Annotated in this window: 25 protein-coding genes and 1 pseudogene; 17 read left to right on the top strand and 9 right to left on the bottom strand. The window is 73.8% G+C overall.

Features of this window, described 5'->3' with window-relative positions; translation table 11 throughout:
* Nucleotides 1–64: 64 nt before the first annotated feature.
* Complete coding sequence (locus Q6969_RS03905; RefSeq protein WP_317229275.1) at nt 65–508, bottom strand: hypothetical protein; 444 nt, start codon at nt 506–508, stop codon at nt 65–67.
* A gap of 67 nt (nt 509–575) precedes the next feature.
* Between Q6969_RS03905 and Q6969_RS03900 the strand changes: the two genes are divergently transcribed.
* Together Q6969_RS03900 and Q6969_RS03895 are read left to right on the top strand one after the other, a co-directional pair.
* On the top strand, nt 576–716 hold the full coding sequence (locus tag Q6969_RS03900) for a hypothetical protein (RefSeq protein ID WP_317229274.1): 141 nt from the start codon (nt 576–578) through the stop codon (nt 714–716).
* Nucleotides 713–2,029, top strand: coding sequence for a hemolysin family protein (locus tag Q6969_RS03895; RefSeq protein ID WP_317229273.1), 1,317 nt, complete (start codon nt 713–715; stop codon nt 2,027–2,029). The genes Q6969_RS03900 and Q6969_RS03895 overlap by 4 nt, the downstream gene beginning before the upstream one ends.
* A 247-nt stretch (nt 2,030–2,276) precedes the next feature.
* On the opposite strand, the gene Q6969_RS03890 is transcribed toward Q6969_RS03895, so the two are convergent.
* From Q6969_RS03890 to Q6969_RS03880, 3 genes are read right to left on the bottom strand one after another with little or no spacing between them, the layout of a single operon-like run.
* The gene (locus Q6969_RS03890) at nt 2,277–3,017 is read right to left on the bottom strand and encodes a PhzF family phenazine biosynthesis protein (RefSeq protein ID WP_317229272.1); all 741 of its coding nucleotides are present in this window, start codon (nt 3,015–3,017) and stop codon (nt 2,277–2,279) included.
* The gene (locus Q6969_RS03885) at nt 3,014–3,811 is read right to left on the bottom strand and encodes a DUF1206 domain-containing protein (protein ID WP_317229271.1); all 798 of its coding nucleotides are present in this window, start codon (nt 3,809–3,811) and stop codon (nt 3,014–3,016) included. The genes Q6969_RS03890 and Q6969_RS03885 overlap by 4 nt, the downstream gene beginning before the upstream one ends.
* The gene (locus Q6969_RS03880) at nt 3,808–4,974 is read right to left on the bottom strand and encodes an AI-2E family transporter (protein WP_317229270.1); all 1,167 of its coding nucleotides are present in this window, start codon (nt 4,972–4,974) and stop codon (nt 3,808–3,810) included. The genes Q6969_RS03885 and Q6969_RS03880 overlap by 4 nt, the downstream gene beginning before the upstream one ends.
* A gap of 86 nt (nt 4,975–5,060) precedes the next feature.
* On the opposite strand from Q6969_RS03880, the gene Q6969_RS03875 reads away from it, so the two are divergent.
* Together Q6969_RS03875 and Q6969_RS03870 are read left to right on the top strand one after the other, a co-directional pair.
* Entirely contained in the window at nt 5,061–5,636 is a 576-nt protein-coding gene (locus Q6969_RS03875; protein ID WP_317229269.1) for a GNAT family N-acetyltransferase, read from the top strand.
* The gene (locus Q6969_RS03870; RefSeq protein ID WP_317229268.1) at nt 5,633–6,154 is read left to right on the top strand and encodes an N-acetyltransferase; all 522 of its coding nucleotides are present in this window, start codon (nt 5,633–5,635) and stop codon (nt 6,152–6,154) included. The genes Q6969_RS03875 and Q6969_RS03870 overlap by 4 nt, the downstream gene beginning before the upstream one ends.
* Before the next feature lie 77 nt (nt 6,155–6,231).
* On the opposite strand, the gene Q6969_RS03865 is transcribed toward Q6969_RS03870, so the two are convergent.
* Nucleotides 6,232–7,245 carry a hypothetical protein gene (locus tag Q6969_RS03865; protein WP_317229267.1) on the bottom strand — a complete coding sequence of 338 codons (1,014 nt, stop codon included), beginning with the start codon at nt 7,243–7,245 and terminating at the stop codon, nt 6,232–6,234.
* Nucleotides 7,246–7,447: 202 nt separating this feature from the next.
* Here Q6969_RS03865 and Q6969_RS03860 point away from each other — a divergent pair, with 202 nt between their 5' ends.
* Nucleotides 7,448–8,308 (top strand): pectate lyase, encoded by an 861-nt coding sequence (locus Q6969_RS03860; RefSeq protein WP_317229266.1) that lies wholly within the window; start codon nt 7,448–7,450, stop codon nt 8,306–8,308.
* Nucleotides 8,309–8,391: 83 nt separating this feature from the next.
* Here Q6969_RS03860 and Q6969_RS03855 read toward each other — a convergent pair whose 3' ends face one another.
* Nucleotides 8,392–9,921: a catalase gene (locus tag Q6969_RS03855; RefSeq protein WP_317229265.1), complete on the bottom strand. Its 1,530-nt coding sequence runs from the start codon at nt 9,919–9,921 to the stop codon at nt 8,392–8,394.
* Between the two features lie 76 nt (nt 9,922–9,997).
* A complete protein-coding gene (locus tag Q6969_RS03850) occupies nt 9,998–10,483 on the bottom strand; it encodes a Fur family transcriptional regulator (RefSeq protein ID WP_317229264.1) in 486 nt (161 codons plus the stop codon).
* A 124-nt stretch (nt 10,484–10,607) separates the two neighbouring features.
* On the opposite strand from Q6969_RS03850, the gene Q6969_RS03845 reads away from it, so the two are divergent.
* From Q6969_RS03845 to Q6969_RS03835, 3 genes are all read left to right on the top strand, one after another.
* Nucleotides 10,608–11,597, top strand: a complete 990-nt coding sequence (locus Q6969_RS03845) for an aldo/keto reductase (protein ID WP_317229263.1) — start codon at nt 10,608–10,610, stop codon at nt 11,595–11,597.
* A 150-nt stretch (nt 11,598–11,747) separates the two neighbouring features.
* Nucleotides 11,748–12,224 carry a DUF2975 domain-containing protein gene (locus Q6969_RS03840; protein WP_317229262.1) on the top strand — a complete coding sequence of 159 codons (477 nt, stop codon included), beginning with the start codon at nt 11,748–11,750 and terminating at the stop codon, nt 12,222–12,224.
* Entirely contained in the window at nt 12,224–12,430 is a 207-nt protein-coding gene (locus Q6969_RS03835; protein WP_094115171.1) for a helix-turn-helix transcriptional regulator, read from the top strand. The genes Q6969_RS03840 and Q6969_RS03835 overlap by 1 nt, the downstream gene beginning before the upstream one ends.
* 6 nt (nt 12,431–12,436) lie before the next feature.
* Here Q6969_RS03835 and Q6969_RS03830 read toward each other — a convergent pair whose 3' ends face one another.
* Nucleotides 12,437–13,276: a carbon-nitrogen hydrolase family protein gene (locus Q6969_RS03830; RefSeq protein WP_317229261.1), complete on the bottom strand. Its 840-nt coding sequence runs from the start codon at nt 13,274–13,276 to the stop codon at nt 12,437–12,439.
* A 28-nt stretch (nt 13,277–13,304) separates the two neighbouring features.
* On the opposite strand from Q6969_RS03830, the gene Q6969_RS03825 reads away from it, so the two are divergent.
* On the top strand, nt 13,305–13,979 hold the full coding sequence (locus Q6969_RS03825) for a GntR family transcriptional regulator (protein WP_317229260.1): 675 nt from the start codon (nt 13,305–13,307) through the stop codon (nt 13,977–13,979).
* Between the two features lie 87 nt (nt 13,980–14,066).
* Here Q6969_RS03825 and Q6969_RS03820 read toward each other — a convergent pair whose 3' ends face one another.
* Nucleotides 14,067–15,455, bottom strand: coding sequence for an MFS transporter (locus tag Q6969_RS03820; RefSeq protein ID WP_317229259.1), 1,389 nt, complete (start codon nt 15,453–15,455; stop codon nt 14,067–14,069).
* Nucleotides 15,456–15,618: 163 nt separating this feature from the next.
* Between Q6969_RS03820 and Q6969_RS03815 the strand changes: the two genes are divergently transcribed.
* From Q6969_RS03815 to Q6969_RS03780, 8 genes and pseudogenes are all read left to right on the top strand, one after another.
* Nucleotides 15,619–16,302 (top strand): DUF2848 domain-containing protein, encoded by a 684-nt coding sequence (locus Q6969_RS03815; protein ID WP_317229258.1) that lies wholly within the window; start codon nt 15,619–15,621, stop codon nt 16,300–16,302.
* 96 nt (nt 16,303–16,398) lie between these two features.
* Nucleotides 16,399–16,638, top strand: a pseudogene (purS, locus tag Q6969_RS03810) (phosphoribosylformylglycinamidine synthase subunit PurS); the annotation flags it as partial.
* Between the two features lie 152 nt (nt 16,639–16,790).
* Entirely contained in the window at nt 16,791–17,486 is a 696-nt protein-coding gene (gene purQ / locus Q6969_RS03805; protein WP_317229257.1) for a phosphoribosylformylglycinamidine synthase subunit PurQ, read from the top strand.
* Nucleotides 17,483–19,852 (top strand): phosphoribosylformylglycinamidine synthase subunit PurL, encoded by a 2,370-nt coding sequence (gene purL, locus Q6969_RS03800; protein ID WP_317229256.1) that lies wholly within the window; start codon nt 17,483–17,485, stop codon nt 19,850–19,852. Before purQ ends, purL begins: the two co-directional genes overlap by 4 nt.
* Nucleotides 19,849–20,646 (top strand): dienelactone hydrolase family protein, encoded by a 798-nt coding sequence (locus Q6969_RS03795; protein ID WP_317229255.1) that lies wholly within the window; start codon nt 19,849–19,851, stop codon nt 20,644–20,646. Before purL ends, Q6969_RS03795 begins: the two co-directional genes overlap by 4 nt.
* A 249-nt stretch (nt 20,647–20,895) precedes the next feature.
* Entirely contained in the window at nt 20,896–21,948 is a 1,053-nt protein-coding gene (locus Q6969_RS03790; protein ID WP_317229254.1) for an endonuclease/exonuclease/phosphatase family protein, read from the top strand.
* Nucleotides 21,949–22,149: 201 nt separating this feature from the next.
* A complete protein-coding gene (locus Q6969_RS03785; RefSeq protein WP_317229253.1) occupies nt 22,150–22,863 on the top strand; it encodes a GDSL-type esterase/lipase family protein in 714 nt (237 codons plus the stop codon).
* A 91-nt stretch (nt 22,864–22,954) separates the two neighbouring features.
* The gene (locus Q6969_RS03780) at nt 22,955–23,992 is read left to right on the top strand and encodes an acyltransferase (RefSeq protein WP_317229252.1); all 1,038 of its coding nucleotides are present in this window, start codon (nt 22,955–22,957) and stop codon (nt 23,990–23,992) included.
* The last annotated feature ends 50 nt before the right edge of the window (nt 23,993–24,042 follow it).

Below are 24,042 nucleotides of genomic sequence, written 5' to 3'. Positions count from 1 at the left end.
CACGCGCCGACGCTCGCCGCCTATCCGCGGCTGCGCGGCTGAGGGGCGCAGCCGGGATGACGCGTCAGCGCGACCCGTCCGCCTTTGTCGGGGCCGACCGCAGCGCCGCCCACCGCCGGTGCGCGAGCACGTGGAGCACCAGGGAGACCGCGGCCACCACGGCGAGCGCGCCCGCGAGCACCCACAGGCCGGTGTCGCGCTCGTTGCCGCCCGCGAGCACCTGCCCGTCGGCGTCGCCGCCGATCGCCGCCACCACGGCGCTGACGACCGCCAGGGCCGCGAGGCCGATCCCCACGGCGAGCAGCCCGTTCGTCGGCCCCTCCTCCGGCGTCCGGACGGGACGCGCGGGAGCCCGCTCCCACGTCACGATGAAGAAGGTCGCGATCGGCCCGAGGAGCAGCGACACGAGGAACCAGGTCCACCTCGACCGGCCCTTCTGCTCCGCGAGGCCGGCGTTCACGAGCGCGAGGGCGAGCCAGCCCCAGGAGCCGATCCACTGCTGGTCCATGGCCTCGACGCTAGGGCACGGACGTCGGCCCGCCTATTTCCCCACCCCGCTCCGCTACCCTCCATCCATGCACAGAACCGCACGGGAGCCAGCTCCCGACAGCCACAGTCCCGGCGCCCGGACGACCCCGGGCACGCCCCGCACCCTCCGCGCCACCGCTCCCGTCCACGGGATCCCCGCCACCGCCTCGACCGGCACCCGCTCGTGAACGGCGACCTCCTCCTCAACATCGTCCTGGTCGTCGTGTTCGTCCTCGTCGGCGGCGTGTTCGCCGCGACCGAGATGGCGCTCGTCACCCTCCGCGAAGGCCAGCTCAACGCGCTCGCCGCCCGCGGCCGCCGCGGCGAGAAGGTCGCCGCGCTCGCCCGGAACCCCAACACCTTCCTCGCCGCGGTGCAGATCGGCGTCACCGTGGCGGGCTTCGCGTCCGCCGCGTACGGCGCCGCGTCCATCGCGCCGTCGGTCGCCCCGCTGTTCGTGACGTGGGGCCTCGACGAGCAGCTCGCCTCGACCATCGCGACGCTGGCGCTCACCCTCGTGATCGCGTACCTGTCGCTGGTCCTCGGCGAGCTGGCGCCCAAGCGCCTCGCCATCCAGCGGAACGCCGCCTTCGCGTACGGCGTCGCGCCCGTCCTCAACGGCTTCGCGATCCTCATGCGGCCGGTGATCTGGCTGCTGTCCGTGTCGACGAACCTGGTGGTCCGCATCCTCGGCGGCGACCCGGACAAGACCGGCGAGGAGATGAGCGAGGAGGAGCTCCGCGACATCGTCTCCAGCCACGAGGGCCTCCCGGACGACGAGCGCCGGATCCTCGACGACGTGCTCTCCCTCCGCCACCGCCAGCTCAGCGAGGTCATGAAGCCGCGGCCCGAGATCGCCGCGCTCGACGGCACCGGCACCGTCCGCGAGGCGGGCCTCGACGTGCAGGACCGGCCGTACTCGCGCTATCCCGTGATGGACAAGAGCATCGACGACGTCATCGGCTTCGTCCACGTGCGCGACCTGTACCAGGCGATCGCGGCGGACCCCGACCGGCCCGTGTCCGAGATCCTCCGCCCGATCCCCTACCTCCCGGCGACCGCCCGCGTGCTCCCGACGCTCACGATGATGCGCGCCGAGGGCCACCAGATCGCCGTGATCGTGGACGAGTACGGCGGCACCGACGGCATCGTCACGCTCGAGGACCTCGTGGAGGAGGTCGTGGGCGAGATCTTCGACGAGTACGACACCGACTCCGCCGCGCGCGACCTCGCGGAGGACGGCGGCACCATCGACGGCCGCCTCAACTTCCAGGACTTCGAGGAGGCGACGGGCGTGAGGCTCCCCGACTCCGCGTCGGACACGGTCGCGGGCTTCGTCATCGAGAACCTCGGACGGCTCGCCCAGGTGGGCGACACGGTCGAGGTCGACGGCGTCACGCTGCAGGTGACGGCGCTCGACCGGCGTCGGATCTCCGAGATCCTCGTCATCCCGCGGGAGGAGCCGGTGGGCGAGGACGCGGCGGACGGCGGCGCCGCCTAGCCGCGCAGCTGTGGACCGCTGCGCCGCGGCCCGGCGGTGGAGCTACGACTTCGCGCAGGACCGCTCGCCGTTCCTGCGCATCTTGAAGGGTTTGACGCTCTGCAGACGTTCGCATCCCGTGGGATCCGTGGCCATGGCGCGTCGTGCGCGGCACGGCACGGCGGACCTCGATCTGACGGCAGTGGACCTCGGACGCCCTCCGGTGGTAAGGATCCAGCCCCCTGCCGACCTCGAGCAGGCGCGACCGTCAGGGCAGCGGGATCACCCGGTCCGCGACCGTCCGCCCGCCGACCTCCGCGCGGCCGTCGTCGCGCAGCCGCGTCACCAGCTCGCTGCCGCGGCCCTGCGTGATGCGGAGGTCGCGGCCCAGGTGCGCGGTGATGCGGAGGGCGGCGGATCCCGTCGCCTCGTCCTCGGGGACCCCGAGCGCGGGAGCGGACATGCGCGACCGGATGGCGCCCGCGGCCTCGTCGATCCACGCCCAGGCGTAGAGGTGCTCGACGCCCGAGGCCTCGGCCAGCGCCGGCAGGTCGAGGGCGAGGAGCTCGGCGACGGATCGCACGGGGTGCCACGCGAACTCCGGGCCCCACGCCGGATCCGCGGTCACCCGCACGTCGTCGCCGGAGCGGTCCACGCGGACGGTGCCGGCCGGCACCCGCAGGTGGTCGATCGTCACGCCGCGCGACGACAGCCACCAGGCCGTGCCGACGGTCGGGTGCCCGGCGAAGGGCAGCTCGCGGGCGGGCGTGAGGATGCGGATCGCGGCGCCGCGGGGTTCCGCGTCGGGGGCGTCGACCGCGTCGACGAACACGGTCTCGCTGAAGCCGAGCGCCCGTGCGATCGCGGGCTCCCGGCCGTCGGTGCGCGGCGACGCGAGCACGATCCCGAGCTGGTTGCCGTGGCGCCCCTCGGCGTCCGCGAACACGCGGACGACATGGACCTCGTCCGGCCGCATGCCGTCGAGGCCCGTGACCGGACGCGCCGTCACAGCTTCGCGTAGCGCGCGCGGGCCCCGCAGTACAGGCCGTACGCGATGAGGCCGAGGCCCGTCACCGCCAGGACGGCGACGCCCGCGGGCAGCCCGGCGAGCGACTGCAGCGCCCCGTCGAGGCCCGTGGCCCTGCTGGGGTCGGCCGTGACCGCGCCCACGACGAACAGCACGCCGACCGCGACGAGCGCGACGCCCTTGGCGACGTACCCGGCGACCCCGAGCGCGGTGATCCCGCGGCCGAGGGAGCCCGACGGCACCGAGATGTCCTCCTGGAAGCGCTTCGTCGCGCCCTTGAAGCCGAAGTACGCGCCCACCGCGATCACGGCGAGGCCGAGGACCACGAGCAGTGCCACGCCGCCGGGGGCCTCGAGGAGCCGGGCGCTGAGGGACTGGGTCTGCTCGGACGAGTCGCTGGACCCGCCCATGGCGAAGCGCAGCGCGGTGGCCGCGACGGCCAGGTACGCGACGGCCTTGCCCAGCTCCTTCGCGCGCGCCGCCCAGGTGCGCGCGGCGTCCTCCTCGCGGGCGAGGACGGTCTCGACGAGCTGCCAGAGGCCGAGCCCGACGAGCCCGACGACGACGACCCAGAGGAGCACCCGGCCGCCGGGCGACCCGGCGATGGACCCGAGCGCGCCCGACTGGTCGGCCTCGCCGCCGCCGCCCGTGGCGAGGCGGAACGCGATGACGCCGATGAGGAGGTGGAGCAGGCCGTTGACCGCGTGCCCGAGGCGCGCGGCGACGGCGAAGCCGGGCTTGCGCTGGAGGCTCGACGCGGCGCCGGTGGCGCTCATCGGTCGGCCCGCACGGTCGACGCGGGGCCGGAGGAGCGGCCCGTGAGCTTCGCCGTGAGGCCGCGCGCGGCCCGCTTCACGGGTTCCACCGGGGACGACGCGTGCGGATCCGGTTCCGCCTCGTCCGGCTCCATCACGATCTTCCACGTCGTCCAGGCGACGGCGGTGAGGGGCACCGAGAGGATGGCGCCGATGATGCCGCCGAGGATGGTGCCCGCGGTCAGCGCGAGCAGCACGACGAGGCCGTGGAGCTTGAGGGCGTTGCCGAGCACGACCGGCTGCAGCAGGTTGCCCTCGAGCTGGTTCACGAGCACCACGATGCCGACGACGATGAGGGCCGTCGTGAGGTCGTTGGTGACGAGCGCGACGAGCGCCGCGAGGATGCCCGCGACGGTCGCGCCGACGATCGGCACGAACGCGCCGATGAAGACGACGAGCGCGAGCGGCAGCGCCAGCGGCACGCCGAGGATGACGAGGCCCGCGCCGATGAAGACAGTGTCGACGAGCGCGACGGTCGCCGTGCCGCGGATGTACCCGCCGAGGACCCGGGCGCCCTCGTGGCCGACGCGGACCGCGCGCTTGCGGCCGCGACCGCGGAACGGGCGGATGAGGAAGGCCCAGATGCGCGGCCCGTCCTTCACGAAGTAGAAGAAGACGACGAGGCCGAGCACGGCGCCCGTCACGACCTCGGCCGCCGCGGAGACGCCCGCGATGGCGCCGGAGCCGAACTGGCTGCTGGTGAGGAAGTCGACGGCGGACTGGCGGAAGGAGTCGATCTGCGCCGTGTCGATCGGCAGCCCGCCCTCCTCGATGAAGCCCTGCAGCTGGTCGACGCCCTCGCTGGTGGCCTTCACGAGGGTCGGCCACTGGTTCTGCACGCCGAACACGACGAGCGTGATCGCGCCGCCGAAGAGCACGAGGCCCGTCAGGAGCGCGATGACCGCGGCGAGCGCGTCGGGCACGCCGCGGCGCTCCATCCACTGCACCATCGGGCGGACGGCGCACGCGAGGATCAGCGCGATGATCACCGGGATCACGACGAGCTTGAGCGAGATGGCGGCGTAGACGATCGCGATGGCGACCACGAGGACCGCGAGGACCTGCACGCAGCGGATGGAGAGGCGGCCGAGCTTGTCCTGCCACACGGACGGAGGGGTGGTCATGCCGTCCACCCTACGGGCGGGCGGGCCGCGCGACCGGGCCGCGGTCGGGGCCCGGACACGCCGCGACCGGCCGATACGCTCGGTCCATGGGACCCCGCCTCTCCGTCGTCCGCGAGGGCGAGCTCGCCGTCGCCGACCACGTCGCGATCGCCGCGCTCCTCGCACGCGCGTTCCCCGACTTCCGCGAGGGCTACGCGGGGTCGCGCAGCTGGGCGGGCGCGCAGCCCGAGCTGCGGGTCCTCGCGCACGACGGCGACGAGCTGGTGGCGCACGCCGGGATCCGCCGCATGTTCGTGGGCACGGGCGACGGCGCCGGCGATCCGGCCCGCGACCTGCTCGTGGGGTCCACCGGGATGGTGGCCGTGCACCCCGACCGGCAGGGGCAGGGCCTCGGCACGCTGCTGGCCGACGGCATCCGCGGCGCCCTCGCCCGCCTCGCCGTCCCCTTCGGCCTCCTGGAGACGGGCGAGGGCACGACCGGCTACTACGAGCGCCACGGCTGGGTCCCGCTCCCCGGGCGCACCGGCCACTACAACGGATTCACCCTCCTCGGCGCGGCCGAGGTCGTGCACCAGGACCACGGCTGGCTGATGCTCCCCGTCACCGCGGCCGCGGACGCGTTCCCCGCGGGCGACCTGCACGTGAACGGGCAGCTGGTGTGAGCGGGCTCGACCCCGTCGTCCACAGGATCCTCCCCGAGGACTGGCGCGAGTACCGCACCCTCCGGCTGGAGATGCTGGAGGACACCCCGCTCGCGTACCTCGAGACGCTGGAGACGGCGCGCGGGCTCACCGACGCCCAGTGGCGGGCCCGCGCGGAGCGCCCCTCGCAGCCGGGATCGACCGCGTACGCGGCCGTCGACCGCGGCACCGGCCGCTGGCTCGGCGCGATGAACGCGTTCGTCACGACCGATCGCGCCGTCGTCATGCTCGTGAGCGTCTACATCACGCCGGAGGCCCGCGGTCGCGTCGCCGGGGTCGCGGACCTGCTCCTCGACGCCGTCGTGGCGTGGGCCCGCGAGCGGCCGGGCGCGACGGCCCTCCGCCTCGAGGTGCACGAGGACAACCCCCGCGCCCGCGCCTACTACGAGCGCCGCGGCTTCCGCCTCACGGGCCGCAGCGTGCCGTACGCCCTGGACCGCGCGCAGCGGGACCTCGAGATGGAGCTGCCGCTCGCCTGATCCGCGATTCGCGATCCGGGATCCGCGATCCGCGGGGGGGGCGCCACCCGGCCGGTCGGCCCGGCGGCGCCCGCGGGTCACGAGGCCGCCGCGGCCCGGTACGTGTCATGCAGGGTGCTCGTCCACTGCGGTCCGAAGGCGGCGTGGGTGAACTGGTGGTACGCGAACGTCGTCATGCCGCGCTGGACGTCGCCCGAGCCGTCCTCGGTGGCCCTCCACGGCGATCCGCTGATGCCGGCCCGGAGCTCGGTCCCGATGCCCTCGATCGCGTAGTCCTCGTTGGCCCACGGGTTGAGCTCGACCGTGCTGACCACGTCCACGACCTGCGTGCCGTCGTGACCGCCGTCGAGGGCGCACCCGGAGGCGCGGTACTCGTCGTCGTCCTCCTGCCCCGCGAAGAGCACGCCGGACGCCCCGACGGTCGAGGAGAGGGTCGCCCCGGCGGCGGCACCGGCGGGCGCCCGCACCTGGAGGAACGCCGAGTCGAGGTCGACGGCGCGGTCCGTGACCCAGCGCGACTGCACGGTGACCGCGGTCGCGGCCCAGACGCCCTCGGGCGCCGTCCCGTCGTAACCCGGGACGAAGACGAGCTCGCTGACGAACGCGTCCTCCAGCGCCGAGACGCACCTGCCCGATGTGGCGACGAGGTCGCCGGATCGGGAGACGACGGCGTTCCCGGTGCAGCGCTGGTCGACGCCGCCGCTGCGGAAGAATACGACGCCGAGGTGGTCGGCCTCGGCGAAGCCCGGGACCGCGGTCGTCTCGTCGAGGTCCGCGACGGCAGCGGGGGCGACGACGGCCGAGGTGTCGAGCGCCGCCGGCGTGTCCGTGGCGGTCGCGGGCGGATCGCCGTCGGCCGGGTCCGCGTCGACGAACCGGTTGGTCGTGGCCGCGTGCATGCGCGCGGGCGTCCACGCGGTCGCCGCCGCCGCCGCGCTGCGCGCCGGGATCGTGTGGTGCAGGATGCCCGACGAGGGGCCGGCGACCGGGCGGGGAGCGGCGATGGCCACCCCCGGTCCGGCGAGCATGCCCGCGGTGATCACGGCGCAGGCCGCGGTGCCGAGGAGCGTGGTGCGGGTGGCAGATGCCATCGTGTGGTCCTGTTCTACGAGGGGGGGTCGCGCCGGTCGGCGCGGCCCGACACTCGCACGACGGCGCCCCCGGACGGGGGCGCGGCACACAGGGCGCGGGGACGGGGATCCGCCGGTTCACGGGACCGACGCGGCCGGGTCGCCGCGCCGTACGCTCCGGTGCCGACCGCGACCGACGCGGCGGATGCAGAGATCGGCTCGCATGCCCCCGCCCACCATCCCCTCCTCCCTCCGGCGCCTCGCCCTGGTGCTCGCCCTCTCCCTCGCCGCCGCCGGCGGGATCGCCTCGGTCGCGGTGCCCGAGGCGGCGAGCGCGGCCGCGCTCCCGGCGCGGGGCTCCTCCCTCACCGCGATGCCCGCGTTCCCCCGGCCGACCGTCGTGATGCCGCCGCGGAGCACGCCGTACGTGGTCGAGGCCGGCCGGACGGTGGACTTCCACTTCGCCGAGCTGAACGGGTCGACGAACGGCCACAGCGAGTTCCAGCAGCCGGTGCTGGTGCTCGAGCCGGGAGCCACCGCGCGGAACCTGATCATCGGGCCGCTCGCGGCCGACGGCGTGCACTGCCTCGCCACGTGCCGCATCGAGGGGATGTGGTCGCCGCATGTGGGAGAGGACGCCGTGACGCTGCAGGCCGGATCGCCCGCGGGGTCCGTCGTCTCCATCACCGGAGGCGCGGTCGCGCACGCCTACGACAAGGTCGTGCAGCTGGACGGTGCGGGCACCGCGGTCATCACGCACCTCGCCGCGTCCGACATCGGCACGCTCGCGCGCTCGTGCGGGGACTGCCTCGTGCAGGAGACCCGGCACGTCGTCGTCAGCGACGTCCTCATCACGGGCGGCCGCTACAAGGTCGTGGGCGTCAACCAGGACCGCGGGGACACGGCCCGCCTGGACCACGTGACCATCCGCGGCACGCGCATCCCGGTGTGCGCCCGGACCATCGGGGGCCGCGGGACGCCGGCGGTGGAGGTGCCGGGCGACGACGGGGGGCCGTACCGCGGAGTCTGCGACTTCGGCTACGACACCATCCTTTACCAGGGGGGCGCGATGCACGCCGGCTGACCGCCCGCCACGCGCGACGACGCCCGCCCCCTCGCCGAGGGGGCGGGCGTCGCGTCGTGCGATCAGCGGATCACCGCCACGGCTCAGCGGGCCGCGACGGAGACCTCCTCGGCGTCGCGCGTCGGACCGGGGGTCGCCTCGGCGACGGGCGCGGAGCCGGCGAGCGGCGGCAGGCCCGCGGCGACGGCCGCACCGAGCCAGCCGTCCACGTTCGTCCAGTACTGGATGACGCGGGCGCGGAGCTCGGCCGTGGTGACCTTGCTCACGTGGCCGACGATGTTGCCGACGAGGCGCTCGCGCTGGGCGTCGTCCATCGCCTCGTTGACGAGCATCCGGGCCTGGACGAAGTCGTCGTCCTCGGCGTGCAGGGTGGCGGCCGAGCGGACGAGCTCGCCGTCCTGCTCCCAGCCGGCGCTCTCGCCGGCACGGGCGGGGTCGGCGTGCGCGCCGCCGAGCGAGTTCGGCGCGTAGACGGGCGTGCCGGCGTCCTGGAACGTGTAGCGCCCCTGGCCGTCCTTCGAGTAGCTGTGCACGGGCGACTTCGGCGCGTTCACCGGCAGCTGCGCGTGGTTGGTGCCCACGCGGTAGCGGTGCGCGTCGGCGTAGCTGAAGATGCGCGCGAGGAGCATCTTGTCGGGGCTGGCCTGGATCCCGGGCACGAAGTTCGAGGGCGCGAACGCGGCCTGCTCGATCTGCGCGAAGTAGTTCTCCGGGTTCCGGTTGAGCGTCATCGTGCCGACCTCGATGCGCGGGTAGTCCTTCTGCGACCACACCTTCGTCAGGTCGAAGGGGTTGAAGCGGTACGTCTTCGCGTCCTCGTACGGCATGACCTGCACCTCGAGCTTCCACTCCGGGTAGTCGCCCCGGTCGATGGCCTCGGTGAGGTCGCGGATGTGGAAGTCGGCGTCCTCGCCGGCGATCTGGTCGGCCTGCTCCTGCTTCAGGATCTCGATGCCCTGCTGCGTCTTGAAGTGGTACTTCACCCAGAAGCGCTCGCCGGCCGCGTTCACCCACTGGTAGGTGTGCGAGCCGAAGCCGTCCATGTGGCGCCACGAGCTCGGCAGCCCGCGGTCGCCCATGAGCCAGGTGACCTGGTGCGCGGACTCGGGCGAGAGCGTCCAGAAGTCCCACTGCATGTCGTGGTCGCGCAGGTGCGAGCCCGGGAGGCGCTTCTGCGAGCGGATGAAGTCGGGGAACTTGATCCCGTCGCGGATGAAGAACACGGGCGTGTTGTTGCCCACGAGGTCGTAGTTGCCCTCGTCCGTGTAGAACTTCAGCGCGAAGCCGCGCGGGTCGCGCCACGTGTCGGGGCTGCCCTGCTCGCCGGCCACGGTGCTGAAGCGGGCGAGGAGCTCGACCTCGGCACCCGGCTGGAAGAGCGAGGCGCGGGTGTACGCGCTCACGTCGCCCGTGGTGCGGAAGGTGCCGAACGCGCCGCCGCCCTTGGCGTGCACGACGCGCTCCGGGATGCGCTCGCGGTTGAACTGCGCGAGCTTCTCGACGAGGTAGTGGTCGTGGAGCGGGATGGATCCGTCGGGGCCGACGGAGAGCGAGTGCTGGTCGCTGGCGACCGGGGCGCCGGAGTCGGTGGTCGTGTGCTTCTGGTCGGTCATGTGGTTCTCCTGTCAGCGGTGGAACGGGGAGGTGCTGGCTCGGGTCGTCCGGCCGTGGGGCGGCCGGTGGCGACGGTCAGGTCGCGACGGTGGCACCGGGATCCGCGGTCGCGGTCCGGCAGGCGGGGCACAGGCCCCAGTACGTCACCTCGGCGCTCGCCACGAGGAATCCCGCCGCGTCGGACGGCGCGAGGCAGGGGGACTCCCCCACGGCGCAGTCCACGTCGACGATCGTCCGGCAGGACGTGCACACGAGGTGGTGGTGGTTGTCGCCCGTCCGCCGCTCGTAGCGCGCGGAGGATCCCGCGGGCTCGATGCGGCGCACGAGCCCCGCGGCCAGCAGCGCGCCGAGCACGCCGTAGACCGCCTGGATGCTCGTGCCGGGCAGCTCGCCCTTGATCGCGCGGAGCACCTCGTCGGCGTCCGAGTGGGGCCGGGCGTCGACGGCCGCGAGGACGGCGACGCGCGGCCCGGTCACCCGGAGGCCCGCCTCCCGCAGCGCGGCGCGCAGGGCGTCGGCGTCGAGGGGCGGCGCGTGGTGGTGCGCGTGGTCGGGGAGCATCGCCGCAGTCAAGCACACTTCCCTTGAGTGATTCAAGACAGCGGGTGGATGCGGCGCGTCGTCGGCCGGGGCGTGCCTAGGCTCGACGGGCGGCCCATCCGGCCGCGGGAGATCGGAGCACCGCATGAAGCACATCCACACCGGCACGGGACTCGACGTCGGCCGCATCGGCCTCGGCTGCATGGGCATGAGCGCGTTCTACGACGGCGCGGGCGAGGACGAGCGGGAGTCGGTCCGCACCCTGCACCGCGCGGTCGAGCAGGGCGTCACGCTCTTCGACACCGCCGAGGCGTACGGGCCGTTCGCGAACGAGCGCCTCGTCGGGTCCGCCCTCGCCGCCCACCGCGACGACGTCGTGATCGCCACCAAGTTCGGCCTGCTGAAGCACGCGCCCGGCAAGGACGCCGAGGACTACGAGCGCGGCATGGACAGCACCCCGGCCGGCATCCGCATCGCCGTCGAGGCCTCCCTGCAGCGACTCGGGACCGACCGCATCGACGTGCTCTACCAGCACCGCGTCGACCCGTCCGTGCCGATCGAGGAGACCGTCGGCGCGATGAAGGAGCTCGTCGAGGAGGGCAAGGTGCTGCACCTGGGCCTCTCCGAGGCCGGGCCCGACACCATCCGCCGCGCGCACGCCGTGCACCCGATCTCGGTGCTGCAGAGCGAGTACTCCATCTGGACGCGCGACCCCGAGGGCCCCGTGCTCGAGGTGCTGCGCGAGCTCGGCATCGGACTCGTCGCCTACTCGCCGCTCGGCCGCGGCTTCCTCACGGGCGCGATCCGAAGCGCCGCCGACCTGTCCTCGGCCGACTACCGCTCGTCGTCGCCGCGGTTCGCGGAGGAGGCGTTCGCGCAGAACATGCGGATCGTCGACGCCGTGACAGCCGTAGCGGGCGAGCTCGATGCGACGCCCGCGCAGGTCGCGCTCGCCTGGATCCTCGCGCAGGGCGACGACATCGCCGTCATCCCGGGCACGAAGCGCGTCAGCCGCCTCGACGAGAACGTGGGCGCCGACGCCGTGACGCTCACCGCCGACCAGCTCGCGCGGCTCTCGTCGCTGCCCACGCCGGTCGGCGACCGCTACGAGGACATGACGCCCCTCGGGCGCTGATCCGCTCGCACGGCCCGCGGGCCCGGTCGCCTCGGCGGCCGGGCCCGCGTCGCGTCATGCGGGATGCGACCTCCGGATGACGCGCTCGCCCGCTCCCGCCTCGTATCGTAATTCGATGGATCGAGATTCGATGCACGGAGGAGGACGGACATGGCGGAGGCGACGAGGACCGGCGTGAAGGCGCTGGTGGCGGTGCTGGTGGCGCTCGGGATCGTGGTGCAGGCGCTCATGGTGTCCGCGGCGACGGGGCCGCTGCGCGAGAGCGAGGCCGACCTCGACGGGCTCGTCGTGCCGGTCGCGGCGTGGATCGTCGCCGTCACGCTGTGCGCGCAGGCCGTGCTCGTCATCATCTGGCGGCTCACGTCCATGACCGCGGGCGACGCCATCTTCGACGCGCGCGCATTCGCGCTGGTGCGGGCCATGGTCGCGCTGGGCGCCGTCGCGGCGGGCCTCGCGGTCGCCGCCTTCGTCGGGCTCGCCGTCGCCGGCATCACGCCGCCGGCCGTCATGGTCGCCCTGGGCGGGGTGGCCGCCCTCTGCGCCGCCTTCTGCCTCGTCCTGGTGACCCTGCTCGGGCTCCTGCGCCGCGCCGCCGCCTCGCACGCCGAGCTCGCGCAGGTCGTCTGATGCCGATCGAGGTCGACCTCGACTCGCACCTCGCCGCGCGCGGCATGACCGTGGCCGAGCTGGCGACGGCGATCGGGATCACGCCGGCGAACGTCTTCGTGCTGAAGAACGGCCGCGCGAAGGCGGTGCGCTTCTCGACGCTCGAGGCGATCTGCCGGGTGCTGGAGTGCCAGCCGGGCGACGTGCTGTCGTTCCGCGAGGGCTGACGGGCGTCAGGCGCCCTGCTCGAGCCCGCGGCGCCGGTTCGCGAGCACGGGCAGCGTGCCGCGCGCGGCGTCGACGGCCGCGGGGTCGATGTCGACGACGAGCAGCTCCTCCTCGCCGCCGAGCCGGTGCAGGACCTCGCCGAGCGGGGACACCACGGCGCTCCGGCCGATGCCGGTGGGTGCGCCGCTCGCCGGGTCGTGGCCGCGGGAGCCGGCGGGCAGCGTCGCGGGGTCGCCCTGGCCGACGGCGACGACGAAGGTCGTGGAGTCGAGCGCGCGGGCCCGGAGCAGCAGGTCCCACTGGTCGGCCTTGCCGGGGCCGGCGCCCCAGCTGGCGCAGACGACGCTCACGACCGCGCCGCGGTCGGCCCCCGCGAGGAAGAGCGCGGGGAAGCGCACGTCGTAGCAGGTGGCGAGCGACGCGCGCGTGCCGCCGACCTCGATCACCGCGACGGCGTCACCCGGGTCGACGGCGTCGGACTCGCGGAACCCGAACGCGTCGAAGAGGTGGATCTTGTCGTACGAGGCCGCACCCGCGGCGTCCGCGTCCGCGGGCCGGGCGACGAGCAGGGTGTTGCGCACGCGGCCGCCGGCCCCGGGGGTGAACATGCCGGCCACGATCACGACGCCGAGGCGGTCCGCGACCGCCCGCACGCCCGAGGCCCACGGCCCGTCGAGCGGCTCGGCGACCTCCGGGAGCGGATTCCCGAACGCGCGCTGCGTCGCCTCGGGGAACACCACGAGCTCGGCGCCCTGCCGCGCGGCGTCCTCCGCGACGCGCTCGAGGCGTGCGAGGTTGTCCGCGGGATCCGGGGAGCTGATGATCTGGGCTAGCGCGACTCTCATGGTCCTCCTCGTGATGTATACATAGCGTATGCGAGAACGGGCGGGCGATCCAGGCGCTCCCGCCGTCGCCCTCTCGGGCCGGGAACGGGCCTACGAGTTCCTGCACGCGCACGTCCTCACGGACCCCGACCAGCAGGGCGCGTTCCTCAACGAGCAGGAGCTCGCGGAGCGCATCGGCGTCTCCCGCACCCCCGTCCGCGAGGCCCTGCTGCTGCTGGCCGCGGACGACCTCGTCGAGATGATCCCCAAGCGCGGCGCCCGCATCCCGGTCATCACCGGCCGGGAGATCGGCGAGCTCATGGAGCTCCGCGGCGTCCTCGAGCGCCACGCCGCCACGAGCGCGGTGGCCCACGACCGCACGCCCCTCGAGGCCATGCGCGCCGTGCTCGCGCAGCAGCGCGCCATGGTCGCCCTGCCGCCGCGCGAGAGCGGCCGGGAGTTCATCGAGCACGACCGGCGCTTCCACCAGCTGCTCGTCGACGCCGCCGGGAGCGAGCTGATGAGCCGCACCTACGCGAAGCTCCGCGCCCGGCAGATCCTCGTCGGCGTCGAGGCGCTCTACCGCGCGACCGACCGGCAGGACCGCGTGTGCGAGGAGCACGCCGGCATCGTCGACGCGCTGGCCGCCGGCGACGCCGAGGCCGCGCGCGACGCGATCGACCAGCACCTGGCGGTCACGCTCGACGTCCTGCTGCGCGCCTGACGCCGACGCAGCACCGCCCGCCGCCCCGGGACGCGGCGACGCCCGGGTCCCCGCGCGGGGATCCGGGCGTCGTCGGCGGTGCCGGGGTCAGATCCGCGGTGCCGCGACGCCCTCGGCGCCCGTCCGCACGTACTCCTCGTCCTCGGAGACGTCGGAGTCGCGGCCCATCGCGAGGCCCACGAGCGTGAGGACGACCGCGGCGGTGAGGTACAGCGCGATGCCGACCCAGCTGCCGGTCTCCTCGTAGATGATCGTGAACATCAGCGGCGCGATGGCCCCGCCGATGACGCCCGCGATCGTGTACGCCAGCGAGGCGCCCGTGTAGCGCAGCCGCGGCGAGAACTGCTCGATGATGTACGCCGCCTGCGGCCCGTACATGAAGGAGTGGAAGAAGAGCCCGAGCACGATGCCGACGCCCAGCACGAAGGTCGACGAGCCGTCGGTGATGGCGAAGAAGACGTACGCCCAGACGGCGGCGCCCACCGCCGCGGCCGCGTACAGGGCACGCCGGTTGATGCGGTCGCTGACGGCACCCGCGAACGGGATGGTGAACAGCTGCACCGCGGATCCGACCAGCACGGCGACGAGCACCTGGCTGCGCTCGAAGCCGAGCGAGTTGACGCCGTAGGTGAGCGTGAAGACCGTGAAGAGCGCGTAGAGGACGTCGGGGCCGACGCGGGAGAGGATCGCGGCGACGAGCGGGCGGGCCTGCGTGCGGAACACCTCGGAGATGGGCGCGCTCGGGCGGTCGCCCCGCTCCTGCAGCGCCTTGAACACGGGGGTGTCCTCGAGCTTCAGGCGGATCCAGAGGCCGAAGGCCACGAGGAGCGCCGAGAGGAGGAACGCGACGCGCCAGCCCCAGTCGAGGAAGTCCTCCTCGGTGAGGAGCACGGTCAGCAGCGCGAGCGCGCCGTTGGCGAGCAGGTTGCCGGCGGGCGGACCCACCTGGGCGGCCGATGACCAGAACCCGCGCCTCCGGGGATCCCCGAACTCGCTCGACAGCAGCACCGCGCCGCCCCACTCGCCGCCCACGCCCACGCCCTGCGCGAAGCGGAGGAGCACGAGGATGATCGGCGCCGCGAGCCCGATGGTCGCGTAGCCCGGCAGCACGCCGATGAGGAACGTGGCGATGCCGATGAGCAGCAGCGTGAGGACGAGGACGGGCTTGCGGCCGATCTTGTCACCGAGCCGCCCGAAGACGAACCCGCCGACGGGGCGCGAGACGTAGCCGACCGCGTAGGTGGAGAACGCGAGGATCGTCGCCGTGTACGGGTCCGACGACGGGAAGAAGACGACGGGGAACACGACCGCGCTGGCGGCCGAGTAGACGGCGAAGTCGTACCACTCGAGCGAGGTGCCGGTGAGGCTCGCCGTGAAGGCCTTCGCGAGCTCCCGGCGGGTCGGCTTCGGGGTGTCGTGCGGTGCGCCGGACGCGGGTGCGGTGGTCGCCGCAGCGGCGGTGGGGTCGTCGGCCATGGGGCTCCTCGGGTGCGTGTCCGGGGGGCGGATCCGTGGGGCGGATCCCGCCGGTGGCCCGGTCGGTCTGCTGTATACAGTAGGCATACCGAGCCCCTGCGACCAGGCCGCGGAGCGCGGATCCGCTTTTCTTCACACGCTCGAAACACACATCGGAGGACCCATGACCACCCTGCGCTTCCAGCTGCCCGACGGATCCACCACGAGCGTGGAGGTCACCAGCCTCCTCAACGCCGGCTACGCGGGCCGCGACCAGGCCGAGGTGCAGGCGCACATCGCCGAGCTCGCGGAGCTCGGCGTCCCCGGCCCCGAGGTCACGCCCGCGCTCTACCCCGTCGCGCCCTACCTGGCGTCGCAGGCGGACGCCGTCCCCGCGCAGCACGGCCGCACCTCCGGCGAGGCCGAGTGGGCCCTCGTCATCACCGACGACGACGTGCTCCTCACCGTCGCGTGCGACCACACCGACCGCGCGCTCGAGGTGCACGGCGTCGCGTGGAGCAAGAACGCGGGCCCGGACGTCCTCGGCCGCCGCGCCTGGCGCCTCGCCGACGTGCGCGACCGCCTCGACGCGATCCGCCTGCGCGGCTGGGTGGGCGAGGAGGGCGATGAGCGGCTGATCCAGGACTCCACCCTCGGCGCGCTCCTCACGCCCGACCACTGGCTCGGCGTGCTGGCCGAGCGCGGCCTCCGCGTGCCCGGCACCGTCCTCATCTCGGGCACCGTCGCGATGGTCCCGGGCGTCGACCAGTTCGCGTCGCGCTGGCACGTGCAGCTCGAGGACCCGGCGACCGGCGAGACCATCGACGCCGCCTACCGCGTGGAGCTGCTGCCGGAGGCCATCGGCTGACGCGGCCGCCGGAGCGCGCCCGCCGGACCCCGGCGGGCCGCGGCCGTCCGGTACGCTGAGCGCATCCACCCGCCTCCAGGAAGCCGGAGATCCATCGTGCCCACGATCGTCGTCGAAGTGATGCCCAAGGCCGAGCTGCTCGACCCCCAGGGGAAGGCCGTGGCCGGCGCCCTCGCCCGCCTCGGCAAGGACCGCTTCACCGGCGTCCGCATCGGCAAGCGCTTCGAGCTCACCGTCGAGGGCGAGGTGGACGACGCGCTGCTGGCCGATGTCCAGACCCTCGCCGCCGACATGCTGTCCAACTCCGTCATCGAGGACGTCATCAGCGTCCACGTCGCCGGGCTCGACGGGTTCGGCGTCTCCGCCGAGGCCGACATGGCCACGGGCAACGTCACCGACGACCACACGGTCGCCGACGGCGGCACCGCCGACACGAACGTCGGCGCGCACCCGCTCCCCCACGGCTCCGCCGCGGCGGAGCAGCGCTGATGCGCGTCGGGGTCATCACCTTCCCGGGATCCCTCGACGACCGCGACGCCCAGCGCGCCGTCCGTCTCGCGGGCGCCACGCCCGTCGCGCTGTGGCACGGCGACCACGACCTCCAGGGCGTCGACGCGGTCGTGCTCCCCGGCGGCTTCAGCTACGGCGACTACATGCGCGCCGGCGCCATCGCGGCGTTCGCGCCGATCATGCGCGAGGTGGTGGACGCGGCCGAGCGCGGCGTCCCCGTGCTCGGCATCTGCAACGGCTTCCAGATGCTCACCGAGGCGCACCTGCTGCCCGGCGGGCTCATCCGCAACGAGGCCGGCTCGTTCGTCTGCCGCGACCAGCGCCTCCGCGTCGAGGCCACGGCCACCGCGTGGACGAGCGCGTTCGCCGAGGGCGAGGAGATCACCATCCCGCTGAAGAACGGCGAGGGCGGCTTCATCGCCGACGCCGACACGCTCGACCGCCTCGAGGGCGAGGGCCGCGTGGCCTTCCGCTACCTCGGCGGCAACCCGAACGGGTCCCTGCGCGACATCGCCGGGATCACCAACGCCCGCGGCAACGTCGTCGGCCTCATGCCCCACCCCGAGCACGCCGTCGAGGAGGGCTTCGGACCGGACACCCCGGCCGCCATGCGCTCCGGTGTCGACGGCCTCCGCCTCTTCACGTCCGTCCTCGAAGGAGTCCTCGCGCAGTGAGCGTCCACGCCGATCCCGCATCCGTCCCCACCGACCCCGCGGGAGCGGACGCACGGAGCGCTCGCCGCCACGTCGCCGACACCGTCGAGATGGCCGAGCGCACCCCGGAGAAGGAGCAGCCGTACGCGGCGCTCGGCCTCACGGAGGGCGAGTACCTGCGCATCCGGGAGATCCTCGGCCGCCGCCCCACCAGCGGCGAGCTCGCCATGTACTCGGTCATGTGGAGCGAGCACTGCTCCTACAAGTCCTCGAAGAAGTACCTGCGCCAGTTCGGTCAGAAGGTGTCCGAGTCCATGAGGAAGGACCTCATGGTCGGCATGGGCGAGAACGCCGGCGTCGTCGACGTGGGCGAGGGCTGGGCCGTCACCTTCAAGATCGAGAGCCACAACCACCCCTCCTACATCGAGCCGTTCCAGGGCGCCGCGACCGGCGTCGGCGGCATCGTGCGCGACATCATCTCGATGGGAGCCCGGCCCGTCGCCGTCATGGACGCTCTCCGCTTCGGCGACATCGACGACCCGGACACCGCGCGCGTCGTGCACGGCGTCGTCTCCGGCATCAGCTTCTACGGGAACTGCCTGGGGCTGCCGAACATCGGCGGCGAGACCTACTTCGACCGCGTGTACCAGGGCAACCCGCTCGTGAACGCGCTCGCGGTGGGCGTCCTCCGCCACGAGGACCTCCACCTCGCCAACGCCCGCGGCGTCGGCAACAAGGTGGTGCTGTTCGGCGCCCGCACGGGCGGCGACGGCATCGGCGGCGCGTCCATCCTCGCGAGCGACACCTTCGCCGACGGCGGGCCGACCAAGCGCCCCGCGGTGCAGGTGGGCGACCCGTTCGCCGAGAAGGTGCTCATCGAGTGCTGCCTCGAGCTCTTCCGGGAGGACCTCGTGGAGGGCATCCAGGACCTGGGCGCCGCCGGCATCTCGTGCGCCACGAGCGAGCTCGCCTCCAACGGCGACGGCGGGATGCACATCCGGCTCGAGGAGGTGCTGCTGCGCGACCCGTCGCTCACGGCCGAGGAGATCCTCATGTCGGAGAGCCAGGAGCGCATGATGGCGGTCGTCAGCCCCGAGAAGCTCGAGGGCTTCCTCGCGGTCGTCGCGAAGTGGGACGTCGAGACGAGCGTCCTCGGCGAGGTCACCGACACCGGCCGCCTCGTCATCGACCACCACGGCGAGCGCATCGTCGACGTCGAGCCGCGCACGGTCGCGGTCGACGGTCCCGTCTACGACCGGCCCGTGGCCTACCCCACGTGGATCGACGCCCTCCAGGCGGACTCCGCGTCGCGCCTCGCACGGCCCACCGCGCCCGACGACATCCGCGACCAGTTCCTGCAGCTGCTCGGCAGCCCGAACCTCGCCGACGCGTCGTGGATCACCGACCAGTACGACCGCTACGTCATGGGCAACACCGCCCTGTCGTTCCCGGACGACGCGGGCATGGTCCGCATCGACGAGGAGAGCGGGCTGGGCTTCTCGGTCGCGACCGACGCCAACGGCCGCTTCTGCCAGCTCGACCCGTACCGCGGCGCGCAGCTGGCGCTCGCGGAGGCGTACCGCAACGTCGCCGCCTCCGGCGCGACGCCCGTGGCCGTCAGCGACTGCCTCAACTTCGGCAGCCCCGAGGACCCCGAGGTCATGTGGCAGTTCAGCCGCACGGTCGAGGGCCTCGCCGACGGGTGCCTCGAGCTCGAGATCCCGGTGACCGGCGGCAACGTGTCCCTCTACAACCAGACGGGCACGCAGGCCATCCACCCGACGCCCGTCGTGGGCGTCCTCGGCGTGATCGACGACGTCGCGCGCCGCATCCCGTCCGGCTGGCAGGACGAGGGCGACAACGTCTACCTGCTCGGCGTCACGCGCGAGGAGCTCGACGGATCCGCGTGGGCGGGCACCGTGCACGACCACCTCGGCGGCGTCCCGCCCGTGGTCGACCTCGCCGCGGAGCGCGACCTCGCCTCGCTCATCGCGGCGGGCGGCACGCAGTCGCTCATCGCCAGCGCGCACGACCTCTCGGACGGCGGCCTCGGCCAGGCGCTCGCGGAGTCCGTGATGCGCTTCGGCGTCGGCGCGCGCGTCTGGCTCGACGGCATCGTCCAGCGCGACGGCGTCGACGCGGCCACCGCCCTCTTCTCCGAGTCCACCGGCCGCATGCTCGTCACGGTGCCCCGCGAGGACGACGTGAAGTTCCAGGGCCTCTGCGAGGGACGCGGCTACCCGGTGCTGCGCATCGGCGTCACGGACGCGCAGGCGCCCGGGCTCGAGCTGCAGGGCCTGTTCACCCTCTCCGTGGACGAGCTGCGCGGCATCCACCGCGCCACGCTCCCCGCGCGCTTCGGCACCGCCGTGGAGGCACGCGCATGACCGACCACGCCTCCGCCCCCGTGTGGTCGCCCTCCCTGGCCGAGCTCACGGAGCGCGTGCCGCTGCCCGCGGGCGCCGACGTCCGGATGGGGCCCGTGCTCTACGACCACGAGGGCACCGAGCTCGAGGGGCTCCTCGCGCGCGACGCGTCGGCTGGCGGACGTCGTCCGGCCGTGGTCGTCGTCCACGACTGGTTCGGGGTGGGCGGGCACGTCGCCGCGCGGATCCAGATGCTCGCGCGCCTCGGCTACGTGGCCTTCGCGGCCGACGTGTACGGCCGCGACGTGCGCCCCGGCCCGTCCGACGCCGCCGAGGTGGCGGGCGCCTACTACGCCGACCTGCCGCTCATGCGCGCCCGGGTCCGCGCGGCGATCGACCGCGTCGCCGCCGAGCCCGACGTCGACCCCGCGCGCATCGCCGTGATGGGGTACTGCTTCGGCGGGAGCGCCGCCCTCGAGGTCGCCCGCGCGGGCGCCCCGGTGAAGGCCGCGGTCTCCCTGCACGGCAGCCTCGTCGTGCACGAGCCGGCCGACGTCGCCGGGATCGAGGCGGCGCTGCTGGTCCTCACGGGCGCGGACGACCCCATGGTCCCGGACGACCGGGTCGCCGCCTTCCAGGCCGAGATGCGCACGCGTCCCGCGATCGACTGGCAGGTCGTCACGTACAGCGGGGCGATGCACGCGTTCTCGGTGCCGGGCGTCGATTCGCCCGACCACGGCGCCCAGTACCAGGACCGCGCCGAGCGCCGCTCGTGGCGCGCGCTCACCGGCTTCCTCGCGGAGCACCTGGGCTGACGCCCGCTCCGCGCCGATCCGCGCGCCGTCGGCCGCCGCCGACGGCGCGCGCGTCCGTCCACGGACCCTGCGCCGGCTGGCGGATCCCTCCGCGCCGGGCCGACACGCCGCCACCGGGTTGCCATCCCCGCACCCCTCGCGTAGACCTGTGCGTGCAGTTCACGCATCCGCCACGTCCCGTTGGGCACCCGATCGTCCCGACGGGCGCAGGCTGATCATGCGAGACACGTGCGACCCGAGGAGATCTCCATGATGGCCAGCGGCGGATTCAGCCGACGCGACCTGTTCGACGGTGCCGGATCATCGGATCCGGGCGTCGGGCGCCCCACCCGCGGCTCCGGCACGGCGCTCCTCGAGCGCCCGCGCGCGGACGAGACGACGACCACGACGGACGGCCCGGACGGGACCGCGGAGGCCGACCCCCCTCCGTCTCGGCCGGCGGCAGCGGCACCCGCCGCTCCCGCCCTGCCCCAGCAGGCGACCATCGGCTCGGCCGAGGGCGACCTCGTGCACGTCATGACCTGCAACATCCGGCTGGCCCGCGCCGGCACCGAGCCGGGCGACCCCGACCACTGGGGCGACCGCGAGCCGGTCCTCGCCCGCTTCCTGGAGCTCGAGCAGCCCACCGTCCTCGGCGTGCAGGAGGCCCTCGCGCGGCAGCTCCCCGCCATCGCCCGCGCCCTCCCCCACCACCGCATGCTCGGCTACGGCCGCGACGGCGGCTCCGGCGGCGAGTACAGCGCGATCTTCTACGACGAGCGCCGCCTCGACGTCGTCGCGTGGGACCAGTTCTGGCTCTCCGACCTGCCCGAGCTCATCGGCTCGCGCTCGTGGGGCTGCACCACGACCCGCATCGCCACGTGGGCGCGCTTCCGCGACCGCCGCAGCGGCGCCGAGTTCGTGCACCTCAACACGCACCTCGACCACGAGTCGGAGCTGGCGCGCGTGAAGAGCGCCGACCTCATCACCGAGCGGCTGCAGGAGGTCGCGTCCGGCGCGCCCGTCGTCGTCACGGGCGACTTCAACGCGCCGGCCGAGGAGTCGGCGGCGTACGACATCCTCACGCGCGACGCGGGGCTCGCCGACACGTGGACCACGGCCGCGCACCACGCGACGCCCGGCATCGGCACCTTCACCGCCTACGGCGACCCCGTCCCGGAGGGCGAGCGCATCGACTGGATCCTCGCGGGAACGGGCGTGGAGGTGGTCGACTCGGCCATCAACCCGTACACGTTCGAGGGCCGTTCCCCCTCGGACCACGCGGCCGTGCAGGCGCTCGTCCGGCTCGCGCGCACCGCCTGATCCGCCGGCTCCCGCACGCCGCGCGGCGGGCGCCCAGGACCCGCACCACGACCTCCCGGGGATCGCGCCGCGCCCACCGCCCGCGGGCCCGCCGAACGCCGCATGGCACAATGGGTTCCGAGCGACCCCGTGATCGCAGCGGCTGACGGGGTCACCGGCTCGCCGCTGCCGCGGATCCCTCCACCGATCGGATGAACACCTATGCCCGCACGTCGCATGGCCCGGGGCGCCGTCACCGCCCTCGCCGCCGTCCTCCTGCTCGCCGGGTGCACCAGCGGCAACCCGCAGCCCACGCCCACCGCGACGGAGGCCGAGCCGGCGCCGAGCGCGTCGGCGACCACCGCGCCCGAGGACATGGTGCGCATCGTCGTCATGGGCGACTCGAACACCAACGGCTTCGTCGGCACCCTGCCCCAGGGCATCGACCAGGGCATGGCCTACGTCGACTACGTCGTGGGCGACCCGCTGACCTTCGCCGGCGGCTGGGGCAACGACGGCGCCACCAGCACGTTCATGGCCGCGAACACGCCCACCGTCGAGGACGTGGACGTCGCGCTCATCATGATCGGCACCAACAACCGCCTCGCCGGCATCCCGGACACGCAGCTCGACACCGACATCCTGGAGACGGTGGGGAAGCTCGCGCCGAAGGAGACGGTGATCCTCGGCATCCCGCCGCAGAACGCCTCCCCCGAGACGCCGCCGCAGGTGAACGCGCACCTCGAGGAGTTCGCGGACGCCCAGGGCTTCCACTACTTCGACCCGTGGGTGAACCTCACGAACAAGGACGACAAGTGGCGGACCGAGTTCTTCCGCGACGGCATCCACACCAACATGACGGGCTACAAGCTGATGGGCGCGGAGGTGCGCAGGTTCGTGCGCACCGAGGTCCTCGACGAGTCCGCCCAGAAGTAGGGGCATCCCCCCGTCCTGCCGCCGGCGACCCGGCGGTTAGGGTCGAAGCGGTGCCGCGGGACGTGGCGCCCGCACCAGAGGAGAGCGCCGCGTGACCAGCACCGTGACAGTGAAGAGCGAGACCGGTCGCAAGATCGAGTTCCTCGAGGCGGTCCGCGGCGTCGCGTCGTTCATCGTGGTGCTCCAGCACCTCATCGCCGCCGAGTACCCCGCCTTCGAGGACTTCAGCCGACAGTGGGTCGACGCCGGGCGCGTGGGCGTCGTCGCGTTCTTCCTGGTGAGCGGGTACGTCATCCCGCTGAGCCTCCAACGCCAGGACACCCGCACGTTCCTCGTGCGCCGCGTGTACCGGCTGTTCCCCCTCTACTGGCTGGTGCTGGGGCTCATGATGCTCTGGGTCGCGACCACCGGCGACGGCGAGCTCGGCGGGCCGCTGACCATCATGGCCAACGTCCTCATGGTGCAGGGCGCCGTCGGCATCTACACCATCGTGCCGACCGCCTGGACCCTCGGCATCGAGCTCATCTTCTACGGGCAGTCCCTCGTGGCGAAGCTCCTGGGCCGCCTCGACCGGAGCGTCGTCATGGGCTACGTCTGGCTCGCGGGCTTCGTCGCCGCGGCGATCGCCGGGCGGGTGCTCGAGCGGGAGCTCCCCTGGACCCTGCCGCTGCTGCTCTACACGGCCTCCCTCGGCCACGCGATCCACCTGCGCGACCGCGACGGCTCCAGCGCCTGGAAGGGCCTCCTCGTCGCCGGCGTCGTGGGCGTGCCGCTCTTCACGTACCTCAACGGCGGGCAGGACGCCACGTGGCCGCCCTTCGACTACTCCGTGTCCTTCCTCCTCGGCCTCGGCCTGTTCTTCGCGTTCTACGCGTCACGTCAGGCCGCGCACTCGCGCGTGCTGGTCTGGCTGGGTGCGATCTCCTACGCCGCCTACCTGCTGCACCCGCTCGCCTACCGCGTCATGCGCGCCGTCGACGTGCCCGAGGGGATCGTGCGCGTCATCGCCGCCATCGCCCTCACGCTCGTCGTCTCCTGGCTCGTGCACCGCTTCGTGGAGGTGCCGTTCATCGGCGTCGCGCGGCGCCTCACGAGCCGCTCCGCGGGCGCGAAGGCCCCGCGGGCCTGATCCCGCCGCCGGGTGCGCGGCGCCCGGGGCAGTGCGCTGCGCCCGGTGCA

Source organism: Clavibacter sp. MX14-G9D (genome assembly GCF_032917815.1).
Lineage (GTDB): Bacteria > Actinomycetota > Actinomycetes > Actinomycetales > Microbacteriaceae > Clavibacter > Clavibacter michiganensis_K.
This window is presented reverse-complemented; position numbering and strand designations above follow the sequence as displayed.